The organism is Streptomyces spinosisporus (assembly GCF_022698145.1).
GTDB classification, from domain to species: domain Bacteria; phylum Actinomycetota; class Actinomycetes; order Streptomycetales; family Streptomycetaceae; genus Streptomyces; species Streptomyces spinosisporus.
This window is the reverse complement of record NZ_JALDAX010000011.1, coordinates 194,339-209,624: the sequence shown is the minus strand read 5'-3', so window position 1 is coordinate 209,624 and position 15,286 is coordinate 194,339. Positions and strand designations below refer to the sequence as shown.

General features: G+C 70.9%; 14 protein-coding genes. 4 read left to right on the top strand and 10 right to left on the bottom strand.

All coding sequences use genetic code 11. The features are described from left to right. Positions 1 to 17 precede the first annotated feature (17 nt). The 4 genes from MQN93_RS27365 to MQN93_RS27350 form a co-directional block, all read right to left on the bottom strand. Positions 18 to 356 carry an inner-membrane translocator gene (locus MQN93_RS27365; RefSeq protein WP_242711652.1) on the bottom strand — a complete coding sequence of 113 codons (339 nt, stop codon included), beginning with the start codon at positions 354 to 356 and terminating at the stop codon, positions 18 to 20. 133 nt (positions 357 to 489) lie between these two features. Further along, the gene (locus MQN93_RS27360; protein WP_242711651.1) at positions 490 to 1,203 is read right to left on the bottom strand and encodes an AraC family transcriptional regulator; all 714 of its coding nucleotides are present in this window, start codon (positions 1,201 to 1,203) and stop codon (positions 490 to 492) included. A gap of 171 nt (positions 1,204 to 1,374) precedes the next feature. Further along, positions 1,375 to 1,719 carry a DUF1330 domain-containing protein gene (locus tag MQN93_RS27355; RefSeq protein WP_242711650.1) on the bottom strand — a complete coding sequence of 115 codons (345 nt, stop codon included), beginning with the start codon at positions 1,717 to 1,719 and terminating at the stop codon, positions 1,375 to 1,377. A gap of 124 nt (positions 1,720 to 1,843) precedes the next feature. Further along, positions 1,844 to 2,629, bottom strand: a complete 786-nt coding sequence (locus MQN93_RS27350; RefSeq protein ID WP_242711649.1) for a helix-turn-helix domain-containing protein — start codon at positions 2,627 to 2,629, stop codon at positions 1,844 to 1,846. 63 nt (positions 2,630 to 2,692) lie between these two features. Between MQN93_RS27350 and MQN93_RS27345 the strand changes: the two genes are divergently transcribed. From MQN93_RS27345 to MQN93_RS27330, 4 genes are all read left to right on the top strand, one after another. Further along, entirely contained in the window at positions 2,693 to 3,499 is an 807-nt protein-coding gene (locus MQN93_RS27345) for an SDR family NAD(P)-dependent oxidoreductase (RefSeq protein ID WP_242711648.1), read from the top strand. A 189-nt stretch (positions 3,500 to 3,688) separates the two neighbouring features. Next, positions 3,689 to 4,429, top strand: a complete 741-nt coding sequence (locus MQN93_RS27340) for an ABC transporter ATP-binding protein (protein WP_242711647.1) — start codon at positions 3,689 to 3,691, stop codon at positions 4,427 to 4,429. Positions 4,430 to 4,433: 4 nt separating this feature from the next. Beyond that, on the top strand, positions 4,434 to 6,788 hold the full coding sequence (locus MQN93_RS27335; protein WP_242711646.1) for an ABC transporter permease: 2,355 nt from the start codon (positions 4,434 to 4,436) through the stop codon (positions 6,786 to 6,788). Between the two features lie 107 nt (positions 6,789 to 6,895). Next, positions 6,896 to 7,498, top strand: coding sequence for a TetR/AcrR family transcriptional regulator (locus MQN93_RS27330; RefSeq protein WP_016432964.1), 603 nt, complete (start codon positions 6,896 to 6,898; stop codon positions 7,496 to 7,498). 36 nt (positions 7,499 to 7,534) lie between these two features. On the opposite strand, the gene MQN93_RS27325 is transcribed toward MQN93_RS27330, so the two are convergent. From MQN93_RS27325 to MQN93_RS27300, 6 genes are read right to left on the bottom strand one after another with little or no spacing between them, the layout of a single operon-like run. Continuing rightward, positions 7,535 to 9,850, bottom strand: a complete 2,316-nt coding sequence (locus tag MQN93_RS27325; protein ID WP_242711645.1) for a family 43 glycosylhydrolase — start codon at positions 9,848 to 9,850, stop codon at positions 7,535 to 7,537. Next, positions 9,847 to 11,319: a sulfatase family protein gene (locus MQN93_RS27320; RefSeq protein WP_242711644.1), complete on the bottom strand. Its 1,473-nt coding sequence runs from the start codon at positions 11,317 to 11,319 to the stop codon at positions 9,847 to 9,849. Before MQN93_RS27320 ends, MQN93_RS27325 begins: the two co-directional genes overlap by 4 nt. Further along, positions 11,316 to 12,293, bottom strand: a complete 978-nt coding sequence (locus MQN93_RS27315; RefSeq protein WP_242711643.1) for an aliphatic sulfonate ABC transporter substrate-binding protein — start codon at positions 12,291 to 12,293, stop codon at positions 11,316 to 11,318. The genes MQN93_RS27320 and MQN93_RS27315 overlap by 4 nt, the downstream gene beginning before the upstream one ends. A 39-nt stretch (positions 12,294 to 12,332) precedes the next feature. Further along, the gene (locus tag MQN93_RS27310; RefSeq protein WP_242711642.1) at positions 12,333 to 13,154 is read right to left on the bottom strand and encodes an ABC transporter ATP-binding protein; all 822 of its coding nucleotides are present in this window, start codon (positions 13,152 to 13,154) and stop codon (positions 12,333 to 12,335) included. After that, complete coding sequence (locus tag MQN93_RS27305; protein WP_016432969.1) at positions 13,151 to 13,957, bottom strand: ABC transporter permease; 807 nt, start codon at positions 13,955 to 13,957, stop codon at positions 13,151 to 13,153. Before MQN93_RS27305 ends, MQN93_RS27310 begins: the two co-directional genes overlap by 4 nt. 25 nt (positions 13,958 to 13,982) lie before the next feature. Continuing rightward, positions 13,983 to 15,152 carry an ROK family transcriptional regulator gene (locus tag MQN93_RS27300; protein WP_242711641.1) on the bottom strand — a complete coding sequence of 390 codons (1,170 nt, stop codon included), beginning with the start codon at positions 15,150 to 15,152 and terminating at the stop codon, positions 13,983 to 13,985. Positions 15,153 to 15,286 lie beyond the last annotated feature (134 nt).

The window sequence follows — 15,286 nt, the reverse complement described above, 5'->3', positions numbered from 1 at the left end:
CTGCCCGGCATGGCGGTTCAGGGCCAGGCCGACATCGCGGCACCTACCAGAACGACGCCCACCGCCAGCTGCAGGGCCCCGATGCCCCGGCTTCCACCCCGCAGGAAGAGCAGGCCGGTCACTCCTGCCGCCACTCCCAGAACCCCCCACCCCAGCACGGGCGTCCAGTCCACGGGCGGCGGCCCGGACGGCGGCTGCCCGGCACCGGCGTCCATCCGGCCCAGCCCCCGTACGGCGAGCACGATGAGGACGAGCAGCCCGGCGAACACGTCCGCCATCAACACGAGCACCAGGACGCAACCGGTCGCAAAGGCGCCCGCCGCTCGGGAGGACGGCTCGTCGGAAGGTGATGGCATGCTTCTACGGTCGTACGGAATGCGTTTCCTCAAACGGGCCGTCGCCGACTCGCAACTCGGGTGTAGTGCGGGCTTGATGACCAGCAAGGCCTACGTGCACACGAGCCCTCTCCTACGAAAGGCGGTGCTCACGTCAGTGTGCGCTGCGGCGCTGTTCGTCGGATCGGTAGCGGCCCGGTGTGGTGCCGATGATGTGGTTGAAGGCGGCGATGAAGCTGCTGGGGTTCGACCAGCCGCAGGCGTGGGCGACGTGGGTGGTGTCGTGGTCGTCGGCGAGGAGTACGAGGGCGTGGTGGATGCGGAGTTGAGTGCGCCATTCGTAGAAGGTCATGCCGAGTTCGTCGTGGAACAGCCGGCTGAGCGTGCGGGCGCCGGCTCCGGTCCTGCGCCCCAGTTCCGCCAGTGAGGAATTGTCCGCGGGCTGTTCGTACAGGATCCGTGCGACGGCCTGCAGGCGATCGTCGCGTGGTTCGGGCAGCTGCAGTGGCTGCTCGTGCGCCTCGCGGAGTTCGTCGACGAGTGCGCGACGGAGCCGGGCGTGGGCGGCGCGGTCGTACCTGTCCGCCGTCGGGTCGTAGTTGCGCGGGCCCGTGAGGGCGAGCAGCATCTCGCGGGCGAGGTCGGAGACCAGGAACACGGCGGGACGGCTGGGTACGAGCCGGGCCAGGGACGCGGGCAGGAACAGGATCCGCATATCGGTGTGCCCGTGCGCGCGGTGGTAGTGCGTGAACCCGGCGGGGGTCCACGCCACGCGGTTGGCGGGAACGATCGACGTGCCGCTCTCGGTGTGCACCGACAGGACGCCCCCGGCCGCGTACACCAGATGTCCGCGGGGGTGGGACTGCACCGACGTCGTCGCCCCCGATGGCCATTGATGCGCCCCTCCGGACGGCCACAGGAGGGATGTCGTCGCGCCGGGTCCTGGAGTGTGGCGGCCTACGGGCATGACGTGGCAGTCTACCGGTGGCCCGCCGCACCGCCTCGCGACGACGTCCGCAGGGACCACCGGGCAGGACCGTCAGTCGTGCAGCGCCCCCCGCATCTTCCGTGCCGTGGCAGTGGCGTCGTAGTCGTCCGGGACGCCCGGTACCAGGATGATGTCCCCGTCGATGTGCCGTGAGCGCAAGGGGGCGATCTCCTGGTAGGGGGCCGAATCCCACCAGGCCTGTGCGTCCGTCATCGACGGAAAGCCGATCACTACGACGTGCCCGGGCCATGCGCCCTCCTTCACCTCGTGCTGGGCGCCGTGCACGAGGAACCGGCCGCCGTAGGGGGCGAAGGTCGCCGTGATGCGCTCGATGTAGTCGGCGATCTCCGGGTGCGGGGCGGCTTCCTGCAGATGAGCAATCGCGTAGGCGGACATGACGTCCCCTTCCGAGAAGAGCCGGACTGGTTACGCCGATGATCCTGGCAGTGGGCCGGAGGACCGTCGATTACCCCACGAGTAATAGCCCGCCGCCGCTCCGGATAGCCGCCGGCGACTCGGCTCAGATCAGCCGGGCCAGCGCCGCCGCGGACGCGCTCCCCGGGGCCGCCTGGTACACGATGATCACCTGTTGTTCCGCGCCGCCGACGGTCAGGGCCTGCCGCCGCAGGGCGAGATCCCCGACGACCGGGTGTGCGAACCGCTTGAGCTCGTCGCGGGAGGGCCGTACGTCGTGCCGGGCCCACAGGTCACGGAAGTCGTCGTCCGTCCGAAGCTCCTCGATCAGGTGCGCGGTGCCGGGATCGCGCGGGTCGGCCTCGGCGCGCAGGGCCGCGGCGGTCTGGGCGGCGATCTGACGCCAGTCGGGGAAGAGGCGCCGTGCCGCGGGGTCGCGGAAGACGTCCTGGGCCAGGTTGTGCCCGGGCTCGTACATCGGGGCGAGTGCGCGCGCCCACTTGTTCGCGGCCAGTACCTCGAAGCGGCGGTCGCGCACATACGCCGGGGTGCCGACCCATGCGTCGAGCAGCTGGTGCACATCCGCGGTGACCTCGGTCCGCGACGGTCCCACGGGTTCGGGGGCGGCGAGAGCGAACAGATGCGCCGCACCGTCGGCGTCGAGTTCCAGGGCCTGTGCGAGCGCCCGCAGCACCTGCGGTGAGGGATGCCGGTCGACGCCCTGTTCCAGCCGGACGAGATACGGCTCGCTGATGCCCGCCAGTCGGGCCAGCTCCTCGCGCCGCAGTCCCGCGACCCGGCGCCTTCCCGGGGCCGGAAGTGCCACGCGGGAGGGCGGGATCCGTCCCCGCCGGGCCTTGATGAACTCGCCCAGGGCGTTGTCGGTCGCCATGGACTGAAGGGTAACCCTCCGGGGGTGCTGGCTGCCGGTCCGCGCATCGCGGAGGGTCGAGGCATGAAGACCTGGTTCATCACCGGCGCGTCCCGCGGCTTCGGCCGGACCTGGGCCACCGCCGCCCTCTCCCGCGGCGACCGCGTCGCCGCCACCGCACGCCGCCCCGAACTGCTGCAACCCCTCGTGGACAGCTACGGCGACCGCGTACTGCCGCTGCGTCTCGACGTCACCGACCGGGCCGCGGCCACCGCCGCCGTCCAGCGGGCCGCGGATGCCTTCGGCCGCCTCGACGTCGTCGTCAACAACGCGGGCTACGGCCTGTTCGGCATGGTCGAGGAGACCACCGAGGAGCAGGCGCGCGCCCAGCTCGACACCAATCTGCTCGGCCCGCTGTGGGTGACTCAGGCGGCACTGCCGATCCTGCGCGCCCAGCGCAGCGGGCACATCGTGCAGGTCTCCAGCCTCGGCGGCCTCGCCGCCTTCCCCACTCTCGGGCTGTACAACGCCTCCAAGTGGGCGCTCGAAGGCATGAGCGAGGCCCTCGCCCAGGAGGTCGGCCCCCTCGGCATCCATGTCACCATCGTCGAACCGGGCCCCTACGGCACCGACTGGTCCGGTACGTCCGCGGAGCACACTGAGCCGATCGCCGCGTACGAGCCCGTCCGCGAGGCCCGCCGGGCCGGTGCCGCGGCGCGTGCCCCGCAGGATCCGCAGGTCACCGCCGAGGTTCTCCTCGAACTGGTCGACCTCGACGAACCGCCCCTGCGGCTCTTCCTCGGCGCCTACCCCTACCCCGTCGTGGAGGCCGCCTACCGGCAGCGTCTCGACACCTGGAACGCCTGGCGGCCGCTCGCCACCAAGGCCTGACCGGGAGAGCGCGGCCCCCTCCCCAACGGTCCCCTTCCAACGGTCCCCCTCCAACAGTCCCCTTCGCAGCGGACAGCCCCAGTGCTACGGTTAGGGCGAACGACCAAGGTGATTGACCTAGGCGATCGCCCAAACCCATGTCGAGCGCTTACTGCGGCGCATCGCGTACGGCGGGAAGGGACAGGCGGAATGGCGGACGTGAGAGCGTTCAGGGTCCCGGCGCCGCGCGGCGGGGTCCGTCTGCGCGGCGTCACCAAGACGTACGGCACCGGCGATGCGAGGCTCAACGCGCTCGACGGCGTGGACCTGGACATCGAACCGGGCGAGCTGGTGGTGGTGCTCGGCCCCAGCGGCTCGGGCAAGACCACGCTCCTCAACGTGATCGGCGGCATCGAGTGCCCCGACGGCGGTGAACTGACCGTCGCGGGAACCACGTTGACCGGCCGGGCGCCCAGGGAACTCGTCGCCTTCCGCCGTGACCGCGTGGGCTTCGTGTTCCAGTTCTTCAATTTGGTCCCGACCCTGACGGCGCGTGAGAACGTCGAAGTGATCGTCGAGTTGACCGGCCGCGGGCAACGGGCCGAGGTGCCAGGGCTGTTGGAGCAGGTCGGGCTCGCCGACCGCATGGACCACTTCCCCGCCCAGCTCTCCGGCGGTCAGCAGCAGCGGGTCTCCATCGCCCGCGCCCTGGCCACTGATCCCGACCTGCTGCTCGCCGACGAACCGACCGGCGCCCTGGACGTGGCCACCGGCAAGACCGTCCTCAACCTCCTCCAGGAGGCCAACCGTCAGGGCCGTGGCGTGCTGATGGTCACGCACAACGCGTCCATCGCCTCGATGGCGCACCGCGTCATCACCATGCGCGACGGCCGCGTCCAGTCCATGGAGCGCAACGCCGAGCCCGCCGACGCGGCAGCCGTGAGCTGGTGAGGGCATGCACCGCATCCTGCTCACCAAGACCCGCCGCGACCTGCGCCGCCGGCTCCCCCAGTTCGCCGCCGTCGCCGTGACCGTGATGGTCGGCGTCGTGCTGTTCATCTCCAGCTACGAGGCCTACCAGAACCTCCGCGCCTCCTACGACCGCACCTACGCCCGTCTGCACTTCGCCGACGTCACGGCGACCGGCGGCGACCCCCGGCAGGTCGCGGCGGCCGCCCGGCACATGTCCGGAGTGTCGGCCGTGAGCAGCCGTACGCAGGGTGATCTGCCACTGCGCATCGGGGGCGACAAGCTGCTGGGCCGGGTCGTCGGGCTGCCCGCCGGCGCCCAGCCCGCGGTCGACCGGGTCGACGTCACCTCCGGCCGCTACCTCGATCCCGGCGACCCGACCGGCGTCCTGGTCGAGAGCCACGCCGCCAAGACCTTCGCGCTGTCACCGGGCGACCGGCTGCGCGCCTTCGACGGCTCGGCCTGGCGCACCGTCACCGTGCGGGGCATCGTCGACTCGGCCGAGTACCTCTGGCCCGCCCGCAGCAGGCAGGACTCCCTCGACGACCCGCACTCGTTCGCCGTGATCTTCGCCCCCGAGGCCACCGCCCGCAGCCTGGCCGGGCCCGGCGCCACGAGCCAGACTCTCGTGCGGTTCACCGACGACGCCCGCGGCAGCGCCACCACGAAGCGGGCGGCGGATCTGCGCAAGGCGGGTGCCGTCGACGTCACCCCCCGTTCCGAACAGGCCTCGGTCGCCACCCTCAAGGAGGATCTGACCGGATTCCAGCAACTTGGCCTGACGTTCCCGCTGTTGTTCCTGGCGGCGGCCGCGGTCGCGGCGTATGTGCTCATCACCCGTCTCGTCCTGTCCGAGCGCAAGGTGATCGCCACGTTCCTCGCGGCCGGTGCCCCGCGCAGGCTCGTCGTCCGGCACTACCTCAGTCACGGCACCCTGGCCGGAACCGCCGGCGCGGTCGCGGGACTCGTGCTCGGCACCCTGTCCACCGACGCCGTCACCCGCGCCTACACCAGCGCGCTCAAGGTCCCGGACACCGTCATCGAGCACCGCTGGCCCGTCGCCGTGGCCGGTCTGGTCTTCGGCCTGCTGGTCGGCCTGGCCGGTGGCATCGCCCCCGCCCTGGCGGCATCCCGCGAGGCGCCGGCCGAGGCCATGCGCGGCGACGGCGGCACCCTCAAGCCGCCCGGGCCGTGGAGCCGTACGGTCGCCCGGGCCCACGGGCTCCCCGTCGTCGCCCGGCTGACGCTGCGTGAGCTGACCCGCAGCCGGCGCCGCACGCTGGCCACCATGACCGGCACCGTGCTCTCGCTCGTCCTCGTGCTCGCCTCCGTCGGGATGATCACCAGCATGCGGTCGCTGGTGAGCGTGCAGTACGGCACGGTGCAGCAGGAGGACGCCACGATCACCGCGGACATCCACGCGTCCGGCCTGGAGAGCAGCCTGCGCAAGGTCCCCGGGGTCGCCCGCGTCGAACCGGTCACCACGGTCGCGGTGATCGTCTCGGCCCACGGTCGCTCCTACGGCACCTCGCTCACCGGATACCGGCAGGACACCGTCATGCACGGCTTCCTTACACCCGGCGGCGGCACCACGAACCTGCCCGCTCGGGGCGTGCTCGCGGGCCGGGCGATCGCGAGCCGACTGGACGTGCGGGTCGGCGACACGGTGACCGTCGCCTCCCCCGGCGGAGTGAGCAGACAGGCCCGTCTCGCCGGTCTGCTGGACGAGCCGATCGGCACGTCCGTCTACGCCACGGACGCCACCACGCACGCCCTCACCGGCGCCGGCGTCAACTCCTACCAGCTGCGCTTCGACCGCTCCCTGCCCGAGCACGCCCGCGACGACGCCCGTGCCACGATCAGCACCATGCACGGCGTGGTCGCCTACACCGACGCCAAGGCCCTGCAGAGCCAGTTCGACAAATACCTCGGTCTGTTCTGGCTCTTCGCCGGCGCCATGCTCGTCCTCGGCGCGATCCTCGCCCTCACCGTCATCTATGTGACGATGACCGTCAATGTCGCCGAACGCACCGGTGAACTGGCCACGTTGCGCGCGGCGGGTGTTCCGCTGCGTCGCATCGCGGGCATCCTCGCGACGGAGAACCTCACCGCCACCCTCCTCGCCGTGCCCGTGGGACTGGTGGCGGGAGCCGCCGCGGCGTGGGAGGCACTGGAGTCCTTCAGCAGCGACATGTTCCACATGGAACTCACCCTGGACTGGGGCACGTTGGCCTCCGCCGTCGTCGCCGTCCTCGCGGCATCGCTGCTGTCACAGATTCCCGCGATCCGCATGGTCCGCGGCCTGGACATCGCCCGGGTCGTACGGGAACGGGCTCAATAGCACGGGCCCAATAGCTCAGAACGGGACCCGGGTCCTTCTGTGTTAAATTGGACATACGTCCAAGACGATCGTCCTGTGCGTTCGACCGGAAAGGAGACCGGGCCACCGTGACCCCGACCTCCGCCGAGCGCGGCAAGGAGACCCGCGTACGGCTGCTCGACGCCGCCTCCCGGCTCATCGCGGAAGAAGGCTGGGGCGCCGTGACGACGCGCAAGGTGGCGGAGCGGGCCGGTCTGCGTCCCGGCCTCGTCCACTACCACTTCAGCACGGTGACCGACCTGCTCGTCGAGGCGTCCCTCGGAGAGGTGCGCCGTGAGGTGGAAAGGTCCCTCGCGGCGCTGCGCCAGGAGATCGACCCGGCCGCCGGTGTGGAGCAGGTGCTCGCGATGGCCGAGGCGTACACCCCGGACGACCAGTTGACGGTCCTGTTCACCGAGGTGCTGCTCGCGGCCACGCGCCACGAGCGGCTCCGCGCCGAACTGGCCGTTCTGATCCGCGAGTTCCGCGCCGCCCTGGCCGACTGGCTGCGCGCCAGTGCCGGCCTGGACGACGCGGAGGCCACCGCGGTCGTCTTCAGCGCCCTGCTGGACGGCCTGGTGCTGCACCGCCTGGTCGACCCCTCCCTCACGGCCCAGCCGATCACCGGACCGCTGAGGCGTCTCGTCGGAGCCAAGGAGGCTACGGGAGCGACGGACGCCGGGCGGAGCTGAGCGAGGTCCGGTTCCCGGCAGGGCGCGTGCGGTTCGTCAGGGTCGGGCCGTCCGGTAGGTGCGTACGTAGTCGAACTGCGCTGTCGCTCCGGCCGTGTTCATCGACACCAGGCCGATCCGCAGGGCCTGTTCGGCGGGCAGGGTCCATGCACCGGTCCAGGTCCAGTGCTTCCCGTCCGTGCTACTGGCCGCGCGCACCTCGTGTTCGGCGCCGGACGTGTCGTGGTGGTACGACAGCCGCAGCCACAGCGTGTCGGCGGCCGGTCCGCCGAACATGGGGCCGTACGCCACCGCCGTCGGCGGCGTGGTCGTGGGCCGTGCTCCCTCCTTGCCGAACTCCGTGACATGGGTGACCTTCCCGTCCGTGTGGCTGAGCGGCAGAACGGAGTGGACGAGCTTGAAGTACCGGTCGTCGTTGCCGTACAGCACGAGCCCTGCCTGCTGGTTGCCGGGCCCGTTGGCCAGGTGGAGCTTGGTCTCCACGATGAAGTCGCCCTGCGGTGCCGGTCTGGTCAGCACGGACGCCGTGTTGGTGTCGAGGTAGAGCTCGGCGTTCTGGGTCGGCCAGGACAGGGTGCCGCCGCCGAGGCCGGCTCCGGTCGCCGGGCCGCGGACCCAGGACCACTGCGGTGAGAGCGTGTCGCCCGTGAACTCGTCGCTGTAGGCGGGCAGTTCGGCTCCGGTGGCGGGGGCCGGGACCCGGGTGGTGACCGGTGTGTACAGGCGTGCGGCGCCCACGTTGTCCGCCTGCGCCCCCGCTCCCCGGGCCGCGACGCCGACGCTTCCCGCATGGACGGCGGCTGCGGGCAGCGTACGTTGCTGCACGGCCACGGGGTCGTGCAGCCGGTCGGCGCTGATCTCCACGGTCAGCCGGGTGCCGCGCACTTCGGCCGAGACATTGCGCCAGGCGCCCCACTGGAAACCGGACGGCAGCGGCGTGGACCGCTCCCCCATGCTGACGCCCTTCACCCGTACGTCGGTCACCAGCGCCTGCCGGTCGCGGTCCAGCCAGGCGACGACCTGGTTGTCCGGGCCCTTGCCCGCGATCACGAGTCCGGCAGCCGATCCGGCCGAGGTGACGCGCAGATCCGCCTCGGCACGCACCTGGGCCGGGGCTGCCGCCGCCGTCACCAGATAGGCCGGGTCGCTGGATGTGGTGCGGTGGGTGACGTATCCGCCCGAGTCCTGGTCGGTGGCGGTGGCCCAGTCGCCCCCACCCTCGGCCCGCCAGCCGGACAGCGAGCCGTCGTTGAAGGTGCCGCCCGCGCTCCACGTGGTGACAGGCGCCTGCTGGTCACCCTCGGAGGGGCCCGCGCCGGCGCGGACGACGGGCCAGCCGTTGATCCAGTCGAGCCGGTCGACGAGCATCGGGCGGGTGCTGAGCGTGCGGTCGATGCCGGGCACGGGATCGAGGTCGGGGTGCTCGGCGGGGATCGCGTGGTAGACGAGCCAGTCCTGTCCGGACAGGTCGGTCTGCAAGGCGTTGTGCCCGGGGCCGATCCACTTGCCGTCGCCCGCGACGACCACCCCGCCCTTGCTGGTCGGGGCCATCAGGTCGACGCCCTGGTCGTCGGTGAACGGACCCGTAGGGCTGGTGGCTCGGCCGACCTTGACCTGGTAGCCGCTGAAGGCGCCGTCGCAGCATCCGGCGTCCGAGTAGAAGAGGTAGTAGTGGCCGCCGCGGTGGACGACGAAGCCGCCCTCCATGCGTCGGCCCTGGGCGACCTCGGTGACCGGGCCCTCGATCCGGGTACGGTCGCCGTTCATTTTGGCCACGCAGATGGTGTCGTAGCTGCCCCAGTACAGATACGGCTGTCCGCCCACGTCCGTGAACTGGGCCTCGTCGATGTCGCCGGTGGCGCAGCCGCTGTCCGCGGGCATCACGGCCCCCTCGTCGTGCCACGGGCCGGTGGGGGTCGGAGCGGTGGCCACGCCCACGGTGTCCTTGCCGGGCACCGAGTAGAAGAGGTTGTAGTGGCCGTTCGTGTACCGGATGTCGGGGGCCCAGAGCCGGGAGCCGTCGTGCCAGGCGGGCTGGGTCTCGGGCGTGAACACCTGCCCGGCGTACTCCCAGTGCGTCATGTCCGGCGAGCGCAGGATGGGCAGCATGCGTTCGCCGCTCTCCCCCTTGCTCTGGAAGACGGGGTTCTGGGTGCCGTAGGCGTACCAGTAGCCGTCCTTGCCGCGGATCATTGTGGGGTCGGGGAAGGTGTCCACGGTGCCGGCGGTCACCGGATTGCGGTACGTCGGTGACGGCGCGGCGGCGGCCGCTGGGTGCGACGGCGGCAGCAGCGCCGCGAGGAGCAGGCCGGTCAGCGCGGCGAGGGTGCCATGGATGCGTCTGCGGCTCATGACGGCGACGGGCCTTTCTGTTCGAAGGAGCTCAGCGTGGGGTCGTAGTCGGAGGTGCCGATGTCGTACATCGGCGTCATCCAGTGGTAGAAGTTGTCGCCCCGCTCCCTCAGCAGGTCGTACATGCGGCGCATCAACCGGCGTCGTACGGAGGCGAGTTCGGGGTGTTCGTAGCGGTTGGACAGTTCGTGCGGGTCGGCGGTGAGGTCGTAGAGCTCGTTGACGGACTCCGGGTTGACGACGAGCTTGTAGCGCTCGTCGCGGAGCATCCGCTGCGGGTAGGGGAAGTGGTGGCCGTGGAACTCCGCAAGCAACTCCCCTGGCCAGTCGGGGTGTTCACCCCGTACGAGCGGGAGCAGGCTGCGGCTGTCGGTGGCCGGTCGGGTGTCACTGCCGGCGAGTTCGAGGAGGGTGGCCGTGCAGTCGGTGAGGGTCACGAACTCCTCGCGCACCTGCGGGGGTTGGTCGGGCACCCGGATGATTCCGGGGATGCGGTAGATGTCCTCGTACATCGCGGGGCCCTTGTCGTGCAGACGGTGGGCGCCGGTGAACTCGCCATGGTCGGCCGTGAAGAAGACGGCGGTGTCGTCGGTGAGGCCGAGTTCGTCCATGCGGGCGAGGATGCGGCCGATCTGTTCGTCGACGAGCGTGACGTATCCCCAGTAGACCGCGATGAGTTTGCGGGTGACGTCGAGCGGCATGGTGTCGAAGGCCCAGTGGGCGCTGTAGTTGCGCTGCACGGGTGGTTTGCCCTCGAAGGTCTCGGCGATCGACGGTGGCAGGTCGACGAGTTCGGGGTCGTACAGGTCGTAGTAGGCGTCGGGCAGCAGATAGGGCAGATGAGGGCCGAAGAAGTGGGTGGCCAGGAAGAAGGGCCGGCCGTCCGCCGCGTACTTGTCCAGTTGCTCGATGGCGCGGGTGGCCAGGTAGTACTCGAAGGTGGCTTCCACGGGCTGCTGCAGGCGGGCGGCGAGGAGGTTGCCGGGGTTACCGTTGGGGGTGGTGCCGCGTACCGGCTCGGTGATGCGGTACGGCGGCAGTCCGCGCTCCTCCAGGTAGGCGAGGTAGTCGGGGTGGTCCACCGGGTTGTGCCAGCCGGGCAGGTCGGGGCCCTCGAAGCCGTACGAGGCGGCGTTGCGGTGGGTGCCGACGTGCCACTTGCCGATCAGGCCGAGCTGGTAGTCGCGTTCGGCGAGGGCTGCGGGGAAGGTGAAGGCGTCCTCGCGCAGGTCCTCCAGGTAGCCGACGTTGCGCTCGTGGTTGGCGAGCAGCCGGTGGCGGAACGGGGCCTGGCCGGTGAGCAGGCTGGCGCGGGCCGGGGTGCAGATGGCGGTGGGGGTGTAGAAGCGGTCGAAGCGGGTTCCGGTGGCCGCGAGCCGGTCCAAATTGGGGGTGGCCACGTGCGGGTTGCCGTAACAGCCCAGGGTGTCGACCCGGTGCTGATCGGTCATCAGGAAGAGGAGGTTCACCCGGCCGCCTTCGTGTAGACGTCGGCGTCGTAGAAGGTATCCGCGGCGGGGGCCTTCTTCAGCTGTCCGGTGCCGACGAAGAAGTCGCTCATGCCGTCGAGCCACTTGGCGACGGTGCCGTCCTTGGTCTTGGCGACGAGGTCGGCGGTCGTCATCTGCTTCACATGGCTCGCGTCGGACGCGACCTTGTCCTCGGGGATCTTGAGCAGTTTCGAGGCGAGCGCGACCGACTCCTTCGGATGCGCGGCCCGCCAGTCGTTGGCCTCCTGAAGGACCTTGACGACCTTCTCGTTGGTGGCGGGTGCGACCTTGTCACCGGCGACAAACGCGGTGGGGAAGTCTCCGCCGATCTCCTGGGTGCCGGCCACCTCGACCAGCTTCGGCAACTTCTGCTTGATCGTGTCGATCAGCGGATACCAGATGCCGGCGCCGTCGATCTGCCCGGACGCGAACGCGGAGACGACGGTGGCCGGCTCCATCGCGACCTTCTTGATGTCGTCCATGCTCATCCCGGCCTTCTGCAGCGCCAGATGGAGCACCATCTCACCGGACGTCCCCTCGGGCACGCCGACCTTCTTGCCCTTCAAGCCGGCGATGGAGGTGATGCCGGGCTGGGCGATGACCCGGTCCGCGAAGGTCAGGGTGTCGATCGCGACGATCTTCGACTTGCCGGAGGCGGGCAGCCACATGGCGCCCGGGCCGATGTAGCCGTAGTCGAGGTTGTGGGTGCCGAGGGCCTGGATCTGGATGGGGCCGTTGACGAACACCTTGTACGAGGCGGAGACGCCGTGCTTCTTCCACAGGCCCCGCTCGTCGGCGATGGCCAGCAGGCTCGCGCCGTTGTAGTCGGCGATGTACCCGAACCGGACGCTGCTGCCGCCGCTGCCGCTGCCGGAGGAGCCGCATGCGGCGAGCGGCAGGGAGAGGGAGGTGGCGGACAGGGCCGTGATGAAGCCGCGTCGAGACATGCTCATGACATACGTTCCTTAGAAGTGCCGTGCGAGTGAGGGAGGTCAGGCGGCCGAGCCCGCCGGTGTCTGGTGGTAGACGGAGTGCCAGACCTCGTTGCGGATCCGTGCGAACTCCGGTGACAGGCGCAGCTCTTCGGTCCGCGGGTAGGGCAGGTCGACGTCGATGATCCGGTGGATGCGGCCCGGTCGGGCGGCCATCACGACGACGCGCCGCGCGAGGTAGACGGCCTCGTCGACGTCGTGGGTGATGAACACGACCGTGCGCTTGCGGCGGCTCCAGGTGTCCAGGAGCTGATCCTGCAGCTGCACCCGGGTCAGGGCGTCGAGCGCGCCGAACGGCTCATCCATGAGCAGGACTTCGGGGTCGACGGCGTAGGCCCGGGCGATCGCGCAGCGCTGCTTCATGCCACCGGAGAGCGTCTTGGGCAGTGCGTCGGCGAAGTCGGACAGTCCGACCAGGTCGATGGCCTGCTCGGCCCGGCGCCGGCGCTCGTCCGCGGCGAGGGAGGTGAGCTTCAGCCCGAACTCGACGTTGCCGCGCACGGTCAGCCACGGGAAGAGGGCGTACTGCTGGAAGATGACGCCCCGTTCGGGGCCGGGTCCGGCCACCCGCCTGCCGTCGACGAGCACCTCTCCCGAGGTCGGCTCCACCAGTCCGGCGGCCAGGTTGAGCAGGGTCGACTTGCCGCAGCCCGAGGGCCCGACGACGGTGACGAACTCCCTCTCCCCCACGTCCAGCGACACCCGGTCCAGGGCGGTGAACTCGCCGCCCTTCATCGGGAACGTCCTGACCACGTCCCGGAACGAGATCTTCGCGTCGGCCCGGCCGGGTGCCGGGTCCGCCCTGTCGAGGTCCGTGCTCATCGGCGCTCCTGCCATCCGGTCAACCGCCGTTCCGCGAGGAGCAGCAGACGGTCCATCACCAGGCCGATCACTCCGATCGTGATGAGGCCCACGAAGATCGTGGGGATGTCGTAGTAGGTCTGGGCGTGCGTCATCTCGTAGCCCAACCCCTTGTCCGCGGCGATGAGTTCGGCCGCCACCACGGTCGCCCAGGCGGAGCCGAGGCCGATCCGCATGCCGACGAGCAGGAACGGCGTGGCCGCGGGGATGACCACCTTGAGGAAGATGACGCGGTCCGGGGCGCCCAGCACCCGGGCCGCGTTGATCAGGGTGCTGTCCACGCCGACCACGCCCTGGAACGCGGCCACCACGCAGGACAGGAACGCCGCGAGGAAGATGACGAAGACCTTCGGCGTCTCCCCGATGCCCATCAGCACGATCGCCAGCGGGATGATCGCGAGGGGTGGGATGGTGCGGAAGAACTGGACGTACGGCTCCAGCAGGCCGCGCGCGAGCGGGTACCAGCCCATCAGGAAGCCGACCGGCACGGCGAGCAGCGTGCCGAGCGCGAAGCCGAGGAAGACGCGGCGCAGACTGGCCAGCGCGTCGTCGACCAGCGTGCCGTCCTCGATCAGGTCGAGCGCCCGGGAGGAGACGGACAACGGGCCGGGCACGTCGGCGAGTTGGGCCGAGGCGATCAGGGCCCAGGCCGCGACGCCGACGACCAGGGCGATCAGATTGAGCAGCAGCGCGGGCACCCGCCGCCGGCTGCGGCGGGGCGTGGAGGTCGTGGGTGTCTTGTCGGGGGCGGTGATCACTGCCATGGCGGCCTCGCCCGGTGCGCGGGTGTCATGTGTGCTCCTCGGAGTCGGGGGATGCGGGGTAGCGGGCGAGCAGGGGCGACTCGTGCAGGACCAGGGCGATGGCACCGAGCGCACCGGCGGCTTCGCCGAGGGCGGCCGGTCGCAGATCGACGCGGTTGCGTGAGATCGGCATGAGGTCGGCGGCCAGGGCCCGGCCCACACCGCCGAACAACGCCTCGCCCGCTTCGGCGAGTTCGCCGCCGATGACGACGACGCCGGGACCGATCGCGTTGCACACGGCGGCCAGTACGGTGCCGACCTTGGCACCGACACCGTCCAGCAGGGTGGCCGCGGCGGGGTCGGCGAGGAGGGTGGGCAGATCGTCCGCCCCGTCATGGGCCTCGAGCACGGCCCCGACGGAGGCGACCGTCTCCAGACACCCTCGCCCGCCGCACGAACATCGGCGCCCGTCCGGCTCGACGGTGATGTGCCCGAACTCCCCCGACAGCCCGTAGGCGCCGCGGTGCAGCGAGCCGCCCACGACCAGCCCTCCGCCGACTCCGTGCGAGAGCCGCAGATACAGCACGTCCTGATCGCCCGCGGCGGCTCCCCAGGTCGCCTCGGCGAGCGCGGCGAGGCGGGTGTTGTTGTCGACGAGGACGGGGACGCCGAACCTCTTGCGCAGCAGCAGCGGGAGGTCGCGGCGGGGCTCGGTGCCGTCGTGCTCCTCGGCCGCCGTGTCCTGCACCGGGCCGACGACACCGACGCCGATCGCTCCCAGCGAGCCCAGCCGCAGGGTGCCACCGGCCAGTGAGCCGACGAGCCGTTCGGCGACGTCCACTCGCTCCTGCCAGGGCAGGTCGGGCTCATGGGCCTCGCCGGCCGAACCCATCACCTCGTGGGCGACGTTGATCGCGGCCACGTGCACCGCGCGCCGGGCGAAGTCGATGCCGATCACCTGGCCCGCCTCGGGGTGCAGCGTCAGCGTCTCCACCGGCCGCCCGCGCCTGCGCTCCCCCGCTGCGGGCGCCGTGGCGACGACCGCGCCGCTGTCGACGAGCGCGCCGACGATGTCGTAGAGCGTCGTCCGGGACAGTCCGCTGTGGCGGCCCAACTCGGCGCGGCTGAGCGGGCCGTGCTTGCGCAGCAGCCCGAGTACGAGCTCTTCGTGGCCGCGGCGCAGCCGCGCCAGCGGGCCGTCGTGGTGCAGTGGCATGGGCCACAGCATGGGGACGCTCGTATTTTTTCGTCAACAGCCCGGAAAAAATAAAATTGGCGGGCCCCCTCCCCGAACACGCGCAAAGGCGCAGGTCAAGTGGGCTTCCGCGAGCTGCACATGGGCGGAGGATT

Bases quoted from the DNA above. Each gene is read 5' to 3' on its own strand.
- MQN93_RS27335 (WP_242711646.1), top strand. From the start codon at position 4,434: ATGCACCGCATCCTGCTCACCAAGACCCGCCGCGACCTGCGCCGCCGG.
- MQN93_RS27365 (WP_242711652.1), bottom strand. From the start codon at position 356: ATGCCATCACCTTCCGACGAGCCGTCCTCCCGAGCGGCGGGCGCCTTT.
- MQN93_RS27355 (WP_242711650.1), bottom strand. From the start codon at position 1,719: ATGTCCGCCTACGCGATTGCTCATCTGCAGGAAGCCGCCCCGCACCCG.
- MQN93_RS27300 (WP_242711641.1), bottom strand. From the start codon at position 15,152: ATGCCACTGCACCACGACGGCCCGCTGGCGCGGCTGCGCCGCGGCCAC.
- MQN93_RS27305 (WP_016432969.1), bottom strand. From the start codon at position 13,957: ATGGCAGTGATCACCGCCCCCGACAAGACACCCACGACCTCCACGCCC.
- MQN93_RS27350 (WP_242711649.1), bottom strand. From the start codon at position 2,629: ATGGCGACCGACAACGCCCTGGGCGAGTTCATCAAGGCCCGGCGGGGA.
- MQN93_RS27325 (WP_242711645.1), bottom strand. From the start codon at position 9,850: ATGAGCCGCAGACGCATCCATGGCACCCTCGCCGCGCTGACCGGCCTG.
- MQN93_RS27340 (WP_242711647.1), top strand. From the start codon at position 3,689: ATGGCGGACGTGAGAGCGTTCAGGGTCCCGGCGCCGCGCGGCGGGGTC.
- MQN93_RS27315 (WP_242711643.1), bottom strand. From the start codon at position 12,293: ATGAGCATGTCTCGACGCGGCTTCATCACGGCCCTGTCCGCCACCTCC.
- MQN93_RS27310 (WP_242711642.1), bottom strand. From the start codon at position 13,154: ATGAGCACGGACCTCGACAGGGCGGACCCGGCACCCGGCCGGGCCGAC.
- MQN93_RS27345 (WP_242711648.1), top strand. From the start codon at position 2,693: ATGAAGACCTGGTTCATCACCGGCGCGTCCCGCGGCTTCGGCCGGACC.